15 protein-coding genes are annotated in these 13,477 nt (G+C 59.0%); 8 read left to right on the forward strand and 7 right to left on the reverse strand.

Going from position 1 to position 13,477, the window contains the following annotated elements:
* Window positions 1-59 precede the first annotated feature (59 nt).
* Window positions 60-824: a substrate-binding periplasmic protein gene (locus IF205_RS02560; RefSeq protein ID WP_259781724.1), complete on the forward strand. Its 765-nt coding sequence runs from the start codon at window positions 60-62 to the stop codon at window positions 822-824.
* Here the strand turns inward: IF205_RS02560 and IF205_RS02565 are convergent.
* Together IF205_RS02565 and IF205_RS02570 are read right to left on the reverse strand one after the other, a co-directional pair.
* Window positions 821-1,759 carry a glycosyltransferase family 9 protein gene (locus IF205_RS02565; RefSeq protein ID WP_259781725.1) on the reverse strand — a complete coding sequence of 313 codons (939 nt, stop codon included), beginning with the start codon at window positions 1,757-1,759 and terminating at the stop codon, window positions 821-823. The two genes, IF205_RS02560 and IF205_RS02565, sit on opposite strands and share 4 nt — an antisense overlap.
* Entirely contained in the window at window positions 1,756-2,952 is a 1,197-nt protein-coding gene (locus IF205_RS02570) for a glycosyltransferase family 4 protein (protein WP_259781726.1), read from the reverse strand. The genes IF205_RS02565 and IF205_RS02570 overlap by 4 nt, the downstream gene beginning before the upstream one ends.
* 84 nt (window positions 2,953-3,036) lie before the next feature.
* On the opposite strand from IF205_RS02570, the gene IF205_RS02575 reads away from it, so the two are divergent.
* Window positions 3,037-3,828, forward strand: a complete 792-nt coding sequence (locus IF205_RS02575; RefSeq protein WP_259781727.1) for an alpha/beta hydrolase — start codon at window positions 3,037-3,039, stop codon at window positions 3,826-3,828.
* On the opposite strand, the gene IF205_RS02580 is transcribed toward IF205_RS02575, so the two are convergent.
* Window positions 3,815-4,459, reverse strand: a complete 645-nt coding sequence (locus IF205_RS02580; protein ID WP_259781728.1) for a LysE family translocator — start codon at window positions 4,457-4,459, stop codon at window positions 3,815-3,817. The genes IF205_RS02575 and IF205_RS02580 overlap by 14 nt on opposite strands.
* Window positions 4,460-4,580: 121 nt before the next feature.
* On the opposite strand from IF205_RS02580, the gene IF205_RS02585 reads away from it, so the two are divergent.
* Together IF205_RS02585 and IF205_RS02590 are read left to right on the forward strand one after the other, a co-directional pair.
* Complete coding sequence (locus IF205_RS02585; RefSeq protein WP_259781729.1) at window positions 4,581-5,486, forward strand: LysR family transcriptional regulator; 906 nt, start codon at window positions 4,581-4,583, stop codon at window positions 5,484-5,486.
* Between the two features lie 150 nt (window positions 5,487-5,636).
* Window positions 5,637-6,320 (forward strand): hypothetical protein, encoded by a 684-nt coding sequence (locus IF205_RS02590; protein ID WP_259781730.1) that lies wholly within the window; start codon window positions 5,637-5,639, stop codon window positions 6,318-6,320.
* On the opposite strand, the gene IF205_RS02595 is transcribed toward IF205_RS02590, so the two are convergent.
* A complete protein-coding gene (locus IF205_RS02595) occupies window positions 6,306-7,187 on the reverse strand; it encodes an SDR family oxidoreductase (RefSeq protein ID WP_259781731.1) in 882 nt (293 codons plus the stop codon). The genes IF205_RS02590 and IF205_RS02595 overlap by 15 nt on opposite strands.
* A gap of 89 nt (window positions 7,188-7,276) precedes the next feature.
* On the opposite strand from IF205_RS02595, the gene IF205_RS02600 reads away from it, so the two are divergent.
* Together IF205_RS02600 and IF205_RS02605 are read left to right on the forward strand one after the other, a co-directional pair.
* The gene (locus IF205_RS02600; RefSeq protein WP_259781732.1) at window positions 7,277-8,050 is read left to right on the forward strand and encodes a tetratricopeptide repeat protein; all 774 of its coding nucleotides are present in this window, start codon (window positions 7,277-7,279) and stop codon (window positions 8,048-8,050) included.
* Window positions 8,051-8,130: 80 nt separating this feature from the next.
* The gene (locus IF205_RS02605; RefSeq protein WP_259781733.1) at window positions 8,131-9,315 is read left to right on the forward strand and encodes a glycosyltransferase; all 1,185 of its coding nucleotides are present in this window, start codon (window positions 8,131-8,133) and stop codon (window positions 9,313-9,315) included.
* Here the strand turns inward: IF205_RS02605 and IF205_RS02610 are convergent.
* Window positions 9,301-10,443 (reverse strand): type III PLP-dependent enzyme, encoded by a 1,143-nt coding sequence (locus tag IF205_RS02610; protein ID WP_259781734.1) that lies wholly within the window; start codon window positions 10,441-10,443, stop codon window positions 9,301-9,303. The two genes, IF205_RS02605 and IF205_RS02610, sit on opposite strands and share 15 nt — an antisense overlap.
* A gap of 397 nt (window positions 10,444-10,840) precedes the next feature.
* Here IF205_RS02610 and IF205_RS20595 point away from each other — a divergent pair, with 397 nt between their 5' ends.
* Window positions 10,841-11,071, forward strand: a complete 231-nt coding sequence (locus IF205_RS20595) for a GDCCVxC domain-containing (seleno)protein (RefSeq protein WP_311195728.1) — start codon at window positions 10,841-10,843, stop codon at window positions 11,069-11,071.
* Here IF205_RS20595 and IF205_RS02615 read toward each other — a convergent pair.
* Window positions 11,068-11,736, reverse strand: coding sequence for a glutathione S-transferase family protein (locus IF205_RS02615; protein WP_259781735.1), 669 nt, complete (start codon window positions 11,734-11,736; stop codon window positions 11,068-11,070). The two genes, IF205_RS20595 and IF205_RS02615, sit on opposite strands and share 4 nt — an antisense overlap.
* Window positions 11,737-11,963: 227 nt before the next feature.
* On the opposite strand from IF205_RS02615, the gene IF205_RS02620 reads away from it, so the two are divergent.
* The gene (locus IF205_RS02620; RefSeq protein ID WP_259781736.1) at window positions 11,964-12,767 is read left to right on the forward strand and encodes a hypothetical protein; all 804 of its coding nucleotides are present in this window, start codon (window positions 11,964-11,966) and stop codon (window positions 12,765-12,767) included.
* On the opposite strand, the gene IF205_RS02625 is transcribed toward IF205_RS02620, so the two are convergent.
* Window positions 12,764-13,378: a DUF938 domain-containing protein gene (locus tag IF205_RS02625; protein WP_259781737.1), complete on the reverse strand. Its 615-nt coding sequence runs from the start codon at window positions 13,376-13,378 to the stop codon at window positions 12,764-12,766. The genes IF205_RS02620 and IF205_RS02625 overlap by 4 nt on opposite strands.
* Window positions 13,379-13,477 lie beyond the last annotated feature (99 nt).

Genomic DNA, 13,477 nt, shown 5'->3' on the forward strand with positions numbered 1-13,477 from the left:
CAAATGGCCTTAGCATGGTCCACAGGGAGCAATAGTCGCGAAAAGCCGACAAATAGACGATGACCAACAGGGTAATACTTCACGGCCTCACGCATGCCGCTTTGATCTGCCTGTTTCTGTTCGCAGGAACAATGGCCCATGCCCGCAACGTGTCCATGGTCACCATAAACTGGTCTCCCTATTTTGCCGAAAATCTGGAGGAAGGCGGTTTCTTCACTGTTCTGGTGCGCGAGGCCTTCAAGGCGGGCGGCCATGACGCGAACATCCGCTTCCTGCCCTGGAAACGCGCCATGAACATGGTGGAACGCACACAAAGCGACGTTCTTATGGGCGCTTATTTCACCGAGGAACGGGATAAGCAGTATTTTTACAGCGCACCGATTTTCCCGGTCAGACTTGTGCTGGCAGCCAATCGCCGCACCGGACTGACCGGCTATAAGGATTTGCGCGAATTATCCAGCTACCGGATCGCCGTTTGCCTCGGCTGGTACTATGGCGAGGCTTTTGAGAAAGCGGACTATCTCAAAAAGGAACCGGCCCTGGACCAGATCATCAATATCCGCAAGCTGATCGGCGGGCGCGTTGATATCGTTGCCGGCAGCGAGGTCGTGCTCCGCCATGAAATAGACCAGCGCCGCGATTTCAGCATGAAGGATGTGACCATCCTGAAACCCGATCTGGCACGGGAAGAACTTTATATTCTGACGTCCCGCCAGCTTCCGGACGGAAAACAGCTTATCGAGGATTTCAACCGCGGGATGGCCATCATCCGCAAGAACGGCATGTTCGACGCCATCCTCAATCGGTTCAAGGTCAGCAGCTAGGCCGCCAGCGGCAGCAACCCGGCCAGCCGGCTTTCGACCTCACCGACATCCAACGCATCCAGATCCGCCACCCGCAGGATATCGACCTTCTTGCCCCGCTGACCGCAAAGCGCCGGGTCGGAGGCATGGGAATAGAGGACAAGACTGGGCGCACCGGCAATGGCGGCAATATGCATCGGGCCGGTATCATTCCCGATCGCGCAGGTTGCCATGCGGGCAATGGAGGCGATCTCAAACAGCGATGTCTGGTTCAACAGACTGATCGTGGCCGGGCAGGCAGACTGGATCGCCGCGGCCTCCGCCTCTTCCGCCTGGGTGCCGAGGACGACCGGGGTCAGGCCATGACCGTCATGAAGACGCCGGGCCAACTCGCCATATTTCTCCGCGGGCCAGCGCTTGTCGGGCCTGTGCGGCGCACCACCGGGAATCAGCAGGGCATAGCGGTCAGGCAGGTTGAATCGCCCCAGGTCCGCATTCATCCAGCTCACATCCGGCGGCGGGACATCCGGGATACCCGCCATGGCCAACTGTTCGGCCTGACGTTCGATAGTGTGCATGCGGTTGCGGTCCGGATTGGTGTGAGGATGGCTGCATCCCTTGGCAATGCCCGACCAGTTGGGCTTATGCGGCCACATCAGATGATAATACATCGACGTCCGGTCCGACGTCTGCAGGTCATAGACCATGTCGAAGCGGCCTTTGACCAGAAAACGGCGCAACCGCCAGATACGCTTGATTTCCCGCAACTGTGCACGGCCGTCCGCAATCACCCGGTCGAAATAACCGGATTTTTCCGCCAGTTCCTTGAATGGCCTGGTGGTGACCAGGGTAATTTCCGCATCGGGGTGTCGACGCCGGATTGCCTGGAACGGACCCAGCGCCTGGACGAAATCGCCCAGCGCACTCAACTTGATGACCAGAATATGTTCACTCACCGTGCAAGCGCCCCTTCCGGCAGAACGGGCGCGTGTTTGGACTGGCGGGCCAGCATCTCCGCATAAAGCGCCATGGTCTTTTCCGCCATCTGCGCCTTTGAGAAGCGGGTGCGGGCATTCTCGATGGCCCGTTCGTGAAAGGCGACACGCTCTTCAGGTGTCAGGGACAGCGCGGCCTCCAGTTGCCTTGCCAGATCGTCGGCATCGCCCGGTTTGAACAGCCAGCCATTGACGCCGTGGTCGATCTGTTCCACCGCACCGCCATGGGCGGGCGCCACCACCGGACGGCCCATGGCCTGGCCTTCCACGGCCACACGCCCGAAGGCTTCCGGATCGGTAGAGGCGGAGACCACCACATCGGCCAGTTTATAGGCCGCCGGCATATCCCGGCAGTTACCAACTACATGGACCTTGTCGTCGATCCCCAGCTTCCGGGCCAGTGCCTCCACTTCCTCGCGGTAGGCTTCGCGGCCCTGGTCCGATCCCACGAGGATACAGCGCACCTTGCGGTCCAGCTTGGCAATCGCCTCCAGCAGCAGCGTCTGTCCCTTCCAACGGGTCAGGCGGCCCGACAGCATCACCACGGGCACGCCGTCCGGCAGACGCCAGTCTGTCGCCAGTTGCACCACGCGTGAGGCCGGGACGGCCTGCGGGTCGAACAGGTCCAGGTCCATACCACGCCGGATCACGGTGATCTTGGCCGGGTCCACATCGTAATTTGCAAGGATATGGTCACGGATGAATTCACTGATGGCGATCACGCGGTCGCTTTTGACCATGATGGCGTTATAGGCCTTCTTCAGCGGCGTCTTGAAATTGTAGGTGCCGTGGAAGGTGGTGACGAAGGGAATGCCCGTGCGCTGCGCCGCCCAATAGGCACTCCACGCGGGCGCGCGGCTGCGCGCATGGATCAGGTCGACCCCTTCCGCCTTGATCAGGTCGACCAGACGCGTCGCATTCTTGCGCATACGGAAGATATTCTTGCTGTGAAGCGGCATGGTGATATGGCGGATGCCGTGACGGTCCAGTTCACGCACCATCATGCCGCCGTTGGACGCGACCAACGGCTCGTAACCCGCCTCCTTCTGGGCGATTGCCATATCAATCGTCCCGCGCTCCAGACCACCGGTTTCCAGCGCGGGAAGGACTTGCAAAATCACGGGCTTGCGCGGCTTGCCCAAGGGCTCTTTCATCACTAGGTTGACCCTATCCTGACCATCCAAGACCGGATCGCACCGCCCGCCAATCCCCGCCCCACAGCACCCAGGAATTCGCAAATGGCTACCGACAATCCGCTCGCCTTCGACATTTTAACATGCAAAGGCGGCGCATCAATCGCATACCGCCACCGTCCCGGCAAGCCGCAAACCGGCAACGCCACGCGGCCAGGCGTTATTTTCTGCGGCGGGTTCAACTCCAATATGGACGGGACCAAGGCGGGAAGATTGGACCGTTTCTGCGAAAAAGAAGGCCTGGCCTATACCCGCTTCGACTATCAGGGACATGGTCACTCCTCCGGTCGTTTCGAAGACGGTACAATCGGCCTCTGGTTCGAAGACGCCCTGGCGGTTCTGGACAAGGTAACAGACGGCCCGCAATTGATCGTCGGGTCATCCATGGGCGCATGGATGGCCATGCTGCTCACCAGGGCACGGGTGGAAAGAATTTCAGGTCTGGTCCTGCTGGCCCCGGCACCCGATTTCGGGCAAAAGCTGATGTGGCCCAGCCTGCCACAGGCCGCCCGCGACGCCATCGAACAGGACGGCCTGTGGCAACGCCCCAGCGAATTTGAGGATGAGGACTATCCCATCACCAGGGCCCTGATCGAGGAAAGCGCCAATCATCACCTGCTGGACGGTGATCCCCTGCCTTTCGACGGACCGGTTCGAATCCTGCAGGGTGACCGGGACGAGGTGGTGCCCGTGGCCCACGCCCTGAAAACGGCGGCGGCCTTCCGCTCCGGCGACGTGGTGACCAGCATCATCAAGGGTGCCGACCACCGCCTGTCCACCGAAGCCAACCTCAAACTGTTGGAAAACACGATCCTGGACCTGGTTAAGCAGGTATAAAACCTAATACGCCCAGCCAGATCATCCCCAAGCCGAAACTTCCGAAGACCAGGGAGACGGTCCGGTTGATCCAGCGCTGTGCCCGGGCGCTGCGGATGAAACCGGCGACCTTGCTGGCAGTCAGCGCAATGGTCATCAGGATCATGAAGGACATGGCCATGAAGGTTGCCGTCATTACGGCGAACTGGACAGGCATCGGATAATCCCGGCTGATAAACATGGGAAAAAGAGCCGTCAGGAAAAGGATCATCTTCGGGTTGGTCAGCCCCACGGCCATGGCCTGACCGAACAACTTATGCGCCGGATAGCGGGGCGGGGCGGCCCCGTCCGAAAGGTCGAGCCGCAGCAGGCCTTTCTGCGAGGCCTTTACCGCCAGCCAGAGCAGATAACCACCCCCGGCCAATCGCATCGCCGCCAGGACCTGTGGATGACTACCGATGACGGCCCCGAGGCCGATTGCCACCAGCGTGCCGACAATGCAGATCGCCGCGATGTTACCCAGGCTGGAAAACACCGCCGGCTTCGCCCCCAGCGTCATACCGTTGCGCAAGGCCAAAACAATTGCCGGACCCGGCGCGAGGATATTGGCACTGGCGGTAAAAACAAAGGCAACCCACATTTCCAAAGGCATGATCCTGCTCCATTGCGGATATTCGAGGACAAGGCGATGGAACGGACTTAACCGTAAAGAATGCATCATGAAAAATAATTTGTTACTATTAATACATAGTGATTTTTGATGGATTATTGTCGTGGATATTCTCGCCCTTAAGGCCTTCAAGGCCGTGATGGACCTGGGCAGCGTGACGGCCGCCGCAGACGCGCTGAATACGGTTCAACCCAATATCTCCACCCGCATCCGCAAGCTGGAGGATGAGTTGGGCACGACGCTTTTCCTGCGCGCCAATCGCAAGGTCACCCCCACAGAAGAGGCGATGCGGCTGCTGGATTATGCCAACAGAATCCTGACGCTTGAACAGGCGGCCCGGGAGGATGTTTCCACCACAGCCTGCGGGTCGATAAAGCTGGGCTGTACGGATTCCCAGGTCGCCAGCCTGTTGCCAACCTTCATCAAGGGCTACAGCCGCCAGTTCCCCGATGCGGATATCCGTGTCGATTCCGGGGTCACCGAATATCTGGTGGACGAGGTGGAAAACGGGCGGCTCGATGCCGCCGTTGTGGTGGACGTGCCCAACGATGTCAGACTTGTTCACCAACCCCTGTTCCCGGATCACCTGGCCTTTGTCGCCCCCGCGAGTGTAAATCATTTCGAAACCGCACTGAAAATGCCGTTGATGGTCCTGAAACAGGAGGGATGCGGCTATCGCAACTATGCCCTGGACTGGTATCGCGAACAGGGCATCGCCCCACCCAAACTGATGGAAATCAGCACCCTGGTGGGGATCGCGGAATGTGTGAAATCGGGGCTTTGCGCGGCTTTCCTGCCACAGTCGATCCTGCCACCGCTGGGGCTTGATCGCGGAATATCGGTCTTTCCCCTCACCGGGAAGTCCGCCCATATTGACCTGATCCTCGTCTACCGGCCCGAACTTGCCCGCGACCGCCGGATCGCAGCCCTGCATCAAACCCTGTTGTCCTGTGCCCCGCTGCACCGGCTGGACGGAGACGTCGTTTCGGGGGGAATTAGGGTGGATTAATGTCGGGTTATTTTACAAGGCTCTTATTCGAAACAACTGTAGATCATTGAAAGCACGGCATTAAATCAACTGGCACGGTTTCTGCTGTTAATACTTTATTAACTAATAGCGACAATCGACAAAGCCGCTGAAAGACCGGGGAGTATTGTTGTGCAGGGTACAGTTGTTCGGGTGCTGTGGCTGGTGGCCACATTTTTCGCCGTTGCCATTGGTGCGGCGGGTTCTGCGCAGGCAGGCCTGGTCACGATCGACTTTGAGAATGATGCCACCGGCTTTTATTTCAACGGCTACCAATCCCCGAGTTCCGCCGACGTTGTCTTTTCCAGCACGGAAAGCCGCAGCACGGACCCGCATGACTATATCTCCATTGATCATTTCGGCCAGGGCAGCCACGGCAAGGGCCTTGCGATTTCAAGCGGCAACCCCGGCCTGGGCGCGGGCCTGATCATGGATTTCCTGAAGCCGACGGACTTCCTGTCGCTGGAATTCGGAAATGACGACCCGGACCAAAGCTTCACCGGGCTCAAACAGGTTGTACTCACCCTGTTTTCCGGAGGACTGCAGGTGGGCCAAAGCATCGTTGCACCGAACAAGAACGGGATCATGGACCAGAATATTGCCTATTCCGGGCAATTCTTCGACCGGGCGCGGTTTTTCTTCATCGACGATTTCGACTTTCCCGCGCTGGTCAATCCGATCGTGGACAATGTGGCCTATCAGAACCACACGGGCCCGGGCGGCATAAATAATGTCCCGACACCGGGCGGTTTCCTCCTCTTCAGCATCGGCTTGCTCGCGGCCTACGCCCGCCGCAAACGCCTAGTCTTGCGTTAACAAGGCATTCAACCCGGCCTTATAGTCGGGCCACTGCAACCGGACACCCAATTCCTTCTTCATGCGTTTGTTGGAAACCCGCTTGTTATCGCGATAGAAGCTGAGCGCCATCGGGCTCAATCCCGCCTCGTCAAGCGGCACCAGCACCGGTCGCTCCACCCCCAGCAGGTCACAGGCATAAGCGATCACCTGTTCAGGCGCTGCCGGATCATCGTCACAGACGTTATAGGCCCGCCCGGCGTGAGGTTTGTCGAAAGAGGCCAGGATCGTGCTTGCGATATCATCCACATGGATGCGGCTGAAGACCTGCCCCGGTTTGTTGATCCGTTTGGCCTTACCGGCCTTCACCGTCTCCAGGGCGTTGCGGCCGGGCCCATAGATACCGGCCAGGCGGAACAGATGGACGGGCACGTCCTTTTCCCACCAGAGGTCCAGCCAGCGTGCCTCCGCCGTCGCCCGGCGCATGCCGCGTGGGCCGGTCGGCTCCTGAGCGGAATCCTCATCCACCCAGCCGCCGTTGCGGTCGCCGTAAACACCGGTCGTGGAAAGATACCCCGCCCACTGTAGAAGGGGCATTCGCGCGATATCATCAAAATGATGCTGCAGCACCGGGTCCGCTGTCACGCCGTCGGGTGGTACGCTGCTCAGAAGATGGGTCACACCGCCCAGAACTGCCGCGGCATTTTCCATGGACGCACTGCCATCGAACAGATAACCGTCGATCCCCTGCGCGCGAAGCCTGGCGACACCGTCCTCTGTCCGGGCGGTACCGGCGACCGTCCAGCCCTCCGCCAGCAGCCGCCGCGCCAGGAAGCCTGCGGAATAGCCCATGCCGAAGCAGAAAAAACGGCCCGGTTTCACTGTCATTGCCTTGTTCCCATCCTTGCTTTGCGCCATAACGAAGCCTCGCGACGCCCGTCAGCGGCAAGGTAGGCATGCAATCCACGGATGACAAGATGACCCGTTTGGCCATTTCTCTGACTGCAGCTTTCATCATCACCCAGGCCACGCTCAGCAATGCCTGGGCCAAGACCGGGGACTTCCTCCAGGACCGGGAATACCAGCAGTGTATGCAACTGGCCCGGACCAAACCGGAAGACGCCTTCGAAAGCGCGTTGAGCTGGCAGGACGTGGGCGGTGGCATCCGCGCCAAACATTGCGCCGCCACGGCCCTGTTTTCCTTGGGCCATTTCCCGGAGGCCGCCAACCGCCTGCAGGCCCTGGCGGAAGAAATGCCCGATGACACCCCGCCGGGCATCGTCGCGAACATCCTTGGTCAGGCCGGGATCGCCTGGCAGCGCGCAGACGACCTGACGCAGGCCTATGCGGTTCAATCCGCCGCCCTGAAGCTGTCCCCGAAAAATCCGGATATCCTGACCGACAGGGCTATCACACTGATGGACAGCGGCAAACCCTGGGAGGCCATCGACGATCTGAATGCCGCGCTTGAAGTCGCACCGGATACGCCGAATATTCTGGTATTCCGCGGGTCTGCCTATCGCATGCAGGAAGCCTATGATCTGGCGCTGGCCGATCTCAACCGGGCGCTTAAATTCGACCCGGACGAACCGGACGGCCTGCTGGAACGGGGCATCGTCTTCCGGCTGACCGGGCAGAACGACAAGGCCCGCGCAGACTGGCTGAAGGTCATCGAGCTATACGATGGCATGCCAATTGCCGAAACCGCCCGGCAGAATCTTGAAAAGCTGGACGTGAAGGTCGGCAAGTAGGCAGCCTTGTCAGGGCATTGCAGGCGGATGGCTTTCCTTCTATTTTCAAGCCCTTGGAAATGGACAGAAACGGAAAGACCGTGCAGGTATTCGTTTGCGATTATACGCCTGATCTCAACTACACCCTTATTCCGCATATGGTCTCTGAGATCCATACCGCGACGAAGGAACGGTTCCCGACAGCCGTCCTGCATCGCTTCCGCCGGGATGAGAAACAGGATTTCCAGTTCTTTCAGCACCTCTACAAGCTTCATAAACAGCAGCAGCCCTTTCTGCTGATTGATATCAACGGCGTTCAGTCTTTCATCTTTAAGGGGGAAGACTTTGTCCCGAACCGCCTTTCCTTTTTCACCGATGGGCCTTTCACCATCCTCAAGCGCCTGAAGGGCCTGCAGGCCACCACCTGCATGAGCTACAGCGACCGGACCCATGACCGTGTCCTGGATGATTTCGGGATCGGAAACCCGAAATTCTTTCTACCGCATTTCGGCGCAAGTCCGACTGACAATCCATTACCCATGGCAGAACGGGATATCGGCCTGCTCTTCGTCGGTCAGGTCAGGGCGCCCCGGCCCACGGGCAGTTTCTCATCGATCTTCGGGGCCTCCACCGACGAGAAATGGATTAAAATCTTTGATCAGGCCGGTGAACAGGCCCAGTTTGAAAACACAGCACCCTATGATGCGGTGATGGCTGCCTGTGACGATTTTGACATGGAGCCCTTCAAGACCCTTGGCGACGACCAGTTCGCCGAGCTGTTGTCCCATTTTTCGTCCTGGGTTGAATTCCAGAACCGGAACAGGCTGTTGAAATCGATGGCGGGGCTTGGCCTTCATATTGTCGGTCCGGCCTTTGACGAGGTCAAAGGCATCACCGATGCGGATTTCACCTTCCACGGCCTGCAGAAGGCAGCAGGGGTCCTGGATTTCCTCGGCAGGTCCCGGGTTTTACTGAACAGTATCTCGGTCTTCCCGGAAGGGTCCCATGAACGGCTGTGGCATGGCGCTGCCGCAGGCACGGTTCTCGCCACCGACCGCAGCCGTTATCTGGAAGAATATTTCAAAGACGGGCAGGACATTGCCTATCTGGACTATCGGGACAACAGCCAGGCCGAACGTCTTGACGACCTCGCTCAGGATATCGGGAGGTTGCAGTCTATGTCGGACAATAGCAGCCGTATCTACGCGGCACATCACACGCCCCGTCACCGCATGCAGACCGCCTTCGACTTCCTGGAACAGCAGGGCCGCCTAGATCACCAGTGATTTCAAAGGCGCGAAACCATTAAAGGCCACGCTTGCATAGGTGCTGGTATAGGCGCCTGTCGCCTCGATCAGGATATGATCGCCGATATCCAGTGACAGCGGCAGCGGATACCGGTTTCTCTCATAGAGGACATCGGCGGAATCACAGGTCGGTCCGGCGATAATCGCGGGTTCCATTGCATCGTCATCCCGCCGGGAGCGGATCGGATAACGGATCGCCTCATCCATGCATTCCACAAGGCCGCCGAATTTGCCGATATCCAGAAAGACCCAGCGCGGATTGTCTTCCGACGTTTTCGACTGATCCTTACGGCTGATCAATACGACCTCGGAACGAATAATTCCCGCATTGCCGACCATGGCCCGGCCGGGCTCGATGATGGTTTTCGGCGGGTGATTGCCGAAATGGGCGATGATTGCATCGTGAATGGCCTGTGAATAAGCCTCCATTGCCGGCACATCCCGGCGATAGCGGGCCGGAAAACCACCCCCCAGATTGACCAGACGCAGGACAATCCCCTTATCCGCGAGCCGCCGGAACAGGCCACCAACCGTGGCAAGCGCCCGGTCCCAGGCGGCCAGATCGGTCTGTTGCGAGCCTACATGGAAGGACAGGCCCAGCGGCTCCAGGCCGAGGTTCTGCGCCTCTTCCATCAGCCCCTCCGCCATCGCGGGGTCGCAGCCGAATTTGCGCGACAAAGGCCATTCCGCACCCTCACCATCGCACAGGATACGGCAGAAAACCTGTCCGCCCGGCGCGGCGCGGGCAATCTTCTCAAGCTCTGCCCGTGCATCAAAGGCGAACAGCCTCACGCCCAGGGCATGGGCGCGCGCAATATCCGCCTCTTTCTTGATGGTATTGCCAAAGGAAATACGGTCCGCTGTGGCCCCGGCAGCCAGCACCATCTCGATCTCTGCCACAGAGGCACAATCGAAGGACGACCCCAGCTCCGCCAGGAGCGACAGGATTTCCGGCGCGGGGTTGGCCTTTACCGCATAATAGATGCTGGTGTCCGGCATGGTGCGGCTGAAAGTCAGATAGTTCTCGCGTACCGCCTCAAGGTCAACCACCAATACGGGACCATCGTGCGGTATTTTATCGAGAAAGTTGCGAATTCGTTCAGTCATACGGCATTCCCAAATTACGGTCAGGTCTGCAGGGACGTGGCTGACGGAAGTTTTTTCGCCGACGCCTGGCAAACAAGGATGTAAGAGCCTCTTCAGCATGCCGGTTGGTACAGGCCCTCCGGCATGGGCTAAAAAAGCCGTCTTACGTCGTTGCTTTAGGCCATCAAACTCTTCGGGATAAGAAACCGCCTATCCGGGATGGCTACAGGCACGTGCGAGTGACGGTGCTAGGCATATACGGCAAAAATATTCAGTTTCAAAGTGTTTTTTTGTGATCAAATTATTCAGATTTTATGTGATCACAAAAGGACTTAGCCAGGTTGTCCACAGCCGGGAAAATGTCTGAATTTCATCAAAGGCTTGGCAGTATCCGGAGACTTCGTGGTAAAATTTTCGGATGAAGAAAGCCGTCGGAAAGCCTGTTTTGACTTGCCGGATCACCTGTCCGGTCTGCGGTCATGATGAGGTGGAAAAAATGCCCACAAATGCCTGTCAGTATTTTTACGACTGCAAGGGGTGCGGCGCCCTTTTGAAACCAAGGCCCGGCGATTGCTGTGTCTTCTGTTCCTACGGCGATATACCCTGCCCGCCGATACAAACCGGGCAGGGCTGCTGTGGCACGCCCTAGAAGTCCAGGTCGGCGTAATGTTTGGGGGGCGGGGCGCCGGGAATGTGGTCGGCAAGCAACCCGCGGAAACTGGGCCGGGATTTGATGCGGGCATACCAGTCTTTTGCCGCCGGATGGTCTTCCCAGGGCACGTCGCCCAGATAGTCAACGCAGGACAGATGCGCCGCCGCTGTCAGATCGGCCAGCGTCATATCCTCGCCCGCCAGCCAGGTGCGGCGGTCGATCAGCCATTCGATATAGCTGAGATGGACATGGATATTGCGCCCGCCGGCGCGGATGGCATTGGAATTGGGTTCGCCCAGACCCAGAAACCGCTTCATAATCTTTTCATCAACCAGATTGGCGATAACCTCCGCCTGGAACTTGCCGTCAAACCACTGGATCAGGCGGCGGACTTCGGCGCGCTCAACCGCCCCGGTGCCAATCATCGGGGCCGGACCGTACATTTCGTCCAGATACTCGCAGATCACCTGTGATCCACAGACCTTGGAACCGTCCTCGTCGATCAGAACCGGCACTTCGCCCGCCGGGTTCAATGCAAGGAATTCCGAGCTGCGCTGCCAGACCTTTTCGATCTGCATTTCGAAGTCCAGCTTCTTTTCCGCCAGCACAAGCCGCACCTTGCGGCAACCTGGCGACAGCCAGAGATGATACAGCAAAATCATGTCGGTAACCCGAAACCACCTTTTCCAGAGCTGAGGCGGCAATTACACATCGGCAATTTCTTCCCCCGCATAGTCCGCCTCTATTTTTGAAGTCCCACATTTCCCCAAAATCCCGGCATTTTCAATAGTCCACTTGGCCAATCACAAAATTGGTACAGCTTTTGCGAAGCCTTATCCCGAAAGCACCCGATCAGGGTGACGCCAATTTGTGAGGGAAGGGTTCCGTCATGCTGGAGGCGATGCGCTCGCTTCTCAATACATCAATCGACAGCTTCGTGACGCCGCGTGTGCAGCCGGAAACCCAGACGCGCCCGGAAAAAGAACCGAAACAGTCGAAAACCTACACGCCCAACCAGGCCGTAGAGGTTACCCTGTCGCCCAAGGCGCAGCAGCTTTTGCGCGCGCTGGAGCGTCAGGACATCACGGTTGACCAGATCCAGGAAACCGAACGCCGCCGGATCGCCCAACTGGAACAGGCCAGTGCCCCCCTTCCCAGCCTCGACACCATCGTGGAGCGCCTGAACAAGATTGCCGATGACTTCGGCCTGCCGGAATTGAGCGAGGAAGACACCGCCCAGCTCGACCGTCTGTTCAAGGAAGCACAACACAGCTTCACCGCATCCGACGATCAGGTCAGCACAGACGGTGGTGCCGCCGCAAGCGACGTGAACCAGCTTTCCCCGCGCGAGCAGATGAAAACCGCAGCACTTTATGCCGAACTGGACCGCCTTCTGGGCAATATGGGGGTTTTCTTCGGCGGCGACCGCCTGATCGAGCGCCTGCCCAGAACACAGCAGCCCCAGGCCCAGGAGATGAAAGGCCATCTGGCGGAAACACTGTCGCCCGGCACGCCGACCAGTCAGTTGACCCCGGCCCAGGAATCCCGCATCGACGCCATCCTGCGGGAGATCGACCGCATCTACGCCCGCGCCCAGGACGGGCAGGCCGACAGCCGCAGGGACACCCTCGGCAAACTGCTGTCATCGGATGGAACCGTCGTGCAAACCGGTGGTGCAGACCTGGCGGCCTAACGCGCCTTCCGGAAAATCACACTGAAATTATTGGCAGGCATGGGAACCACCCGGTCCAGATGCAGGTCGTTTTTGCCCGCCTCCTCGACCACCTGCTCAAGGTCCCGCACGCCCCAGCGGCGATCGCGGCTTTGCAGGGACAAATCGAAGGCCTCGTTGCTGGGGGCGGTATGCGCGCCCTCGCGCCGATAAGGGCCATAGAGGTATAGGACACCGCCGTCCTCCAGCACCGTACCGGCACCGGCCATCAGGGCGATGGTGCATTCCCAGGGCGAGATATGGATCATATTGACGTTCAAGATCATCGCCGCCTGTGTCAGGGGCCAGGGCTGTGCCGTCACATCCAGCGTCAACGCCTGGCGGATGTTCTCCGCACCGCTGTGGGCGGCATGGGCGTCGATGCTGGCAAGATTGGCCGGGTCCAGGTCACTTGGCTGCCAGGACAGGTCAGGGAACTGCGGAGCGATATGGGCGGCATGTTCGCCCGTGCCGCTGGCGATCTCCAGCACCAGCCCCGCGGAAGGGGCGACTTCACGGAAGACTGTCAGGATCGGGTCCCGGTTGCGTGCGGCCGCCGGCGCGAATAGCCGCATGTCGTTTGCTGAATTCATATCTGTCGCCCCTTGGTAATTCCACCGTCCTCTGCGACAATAAAGTAGTTGCACGAAACGGTCTTGTGCCTATAACACAAGCAAAAATACATGACAGCA

It is taken from the genome of Aestuariispira ectoiniformans, from assembly GCF_025136295.1.
GTDB lineage: Bacteria > Pseudomonadota > Alphaproteobacteria > UBA8366 > Aestuariispiraceae > Aestuariispira_A > Aestuariispira_A ectoiniformans.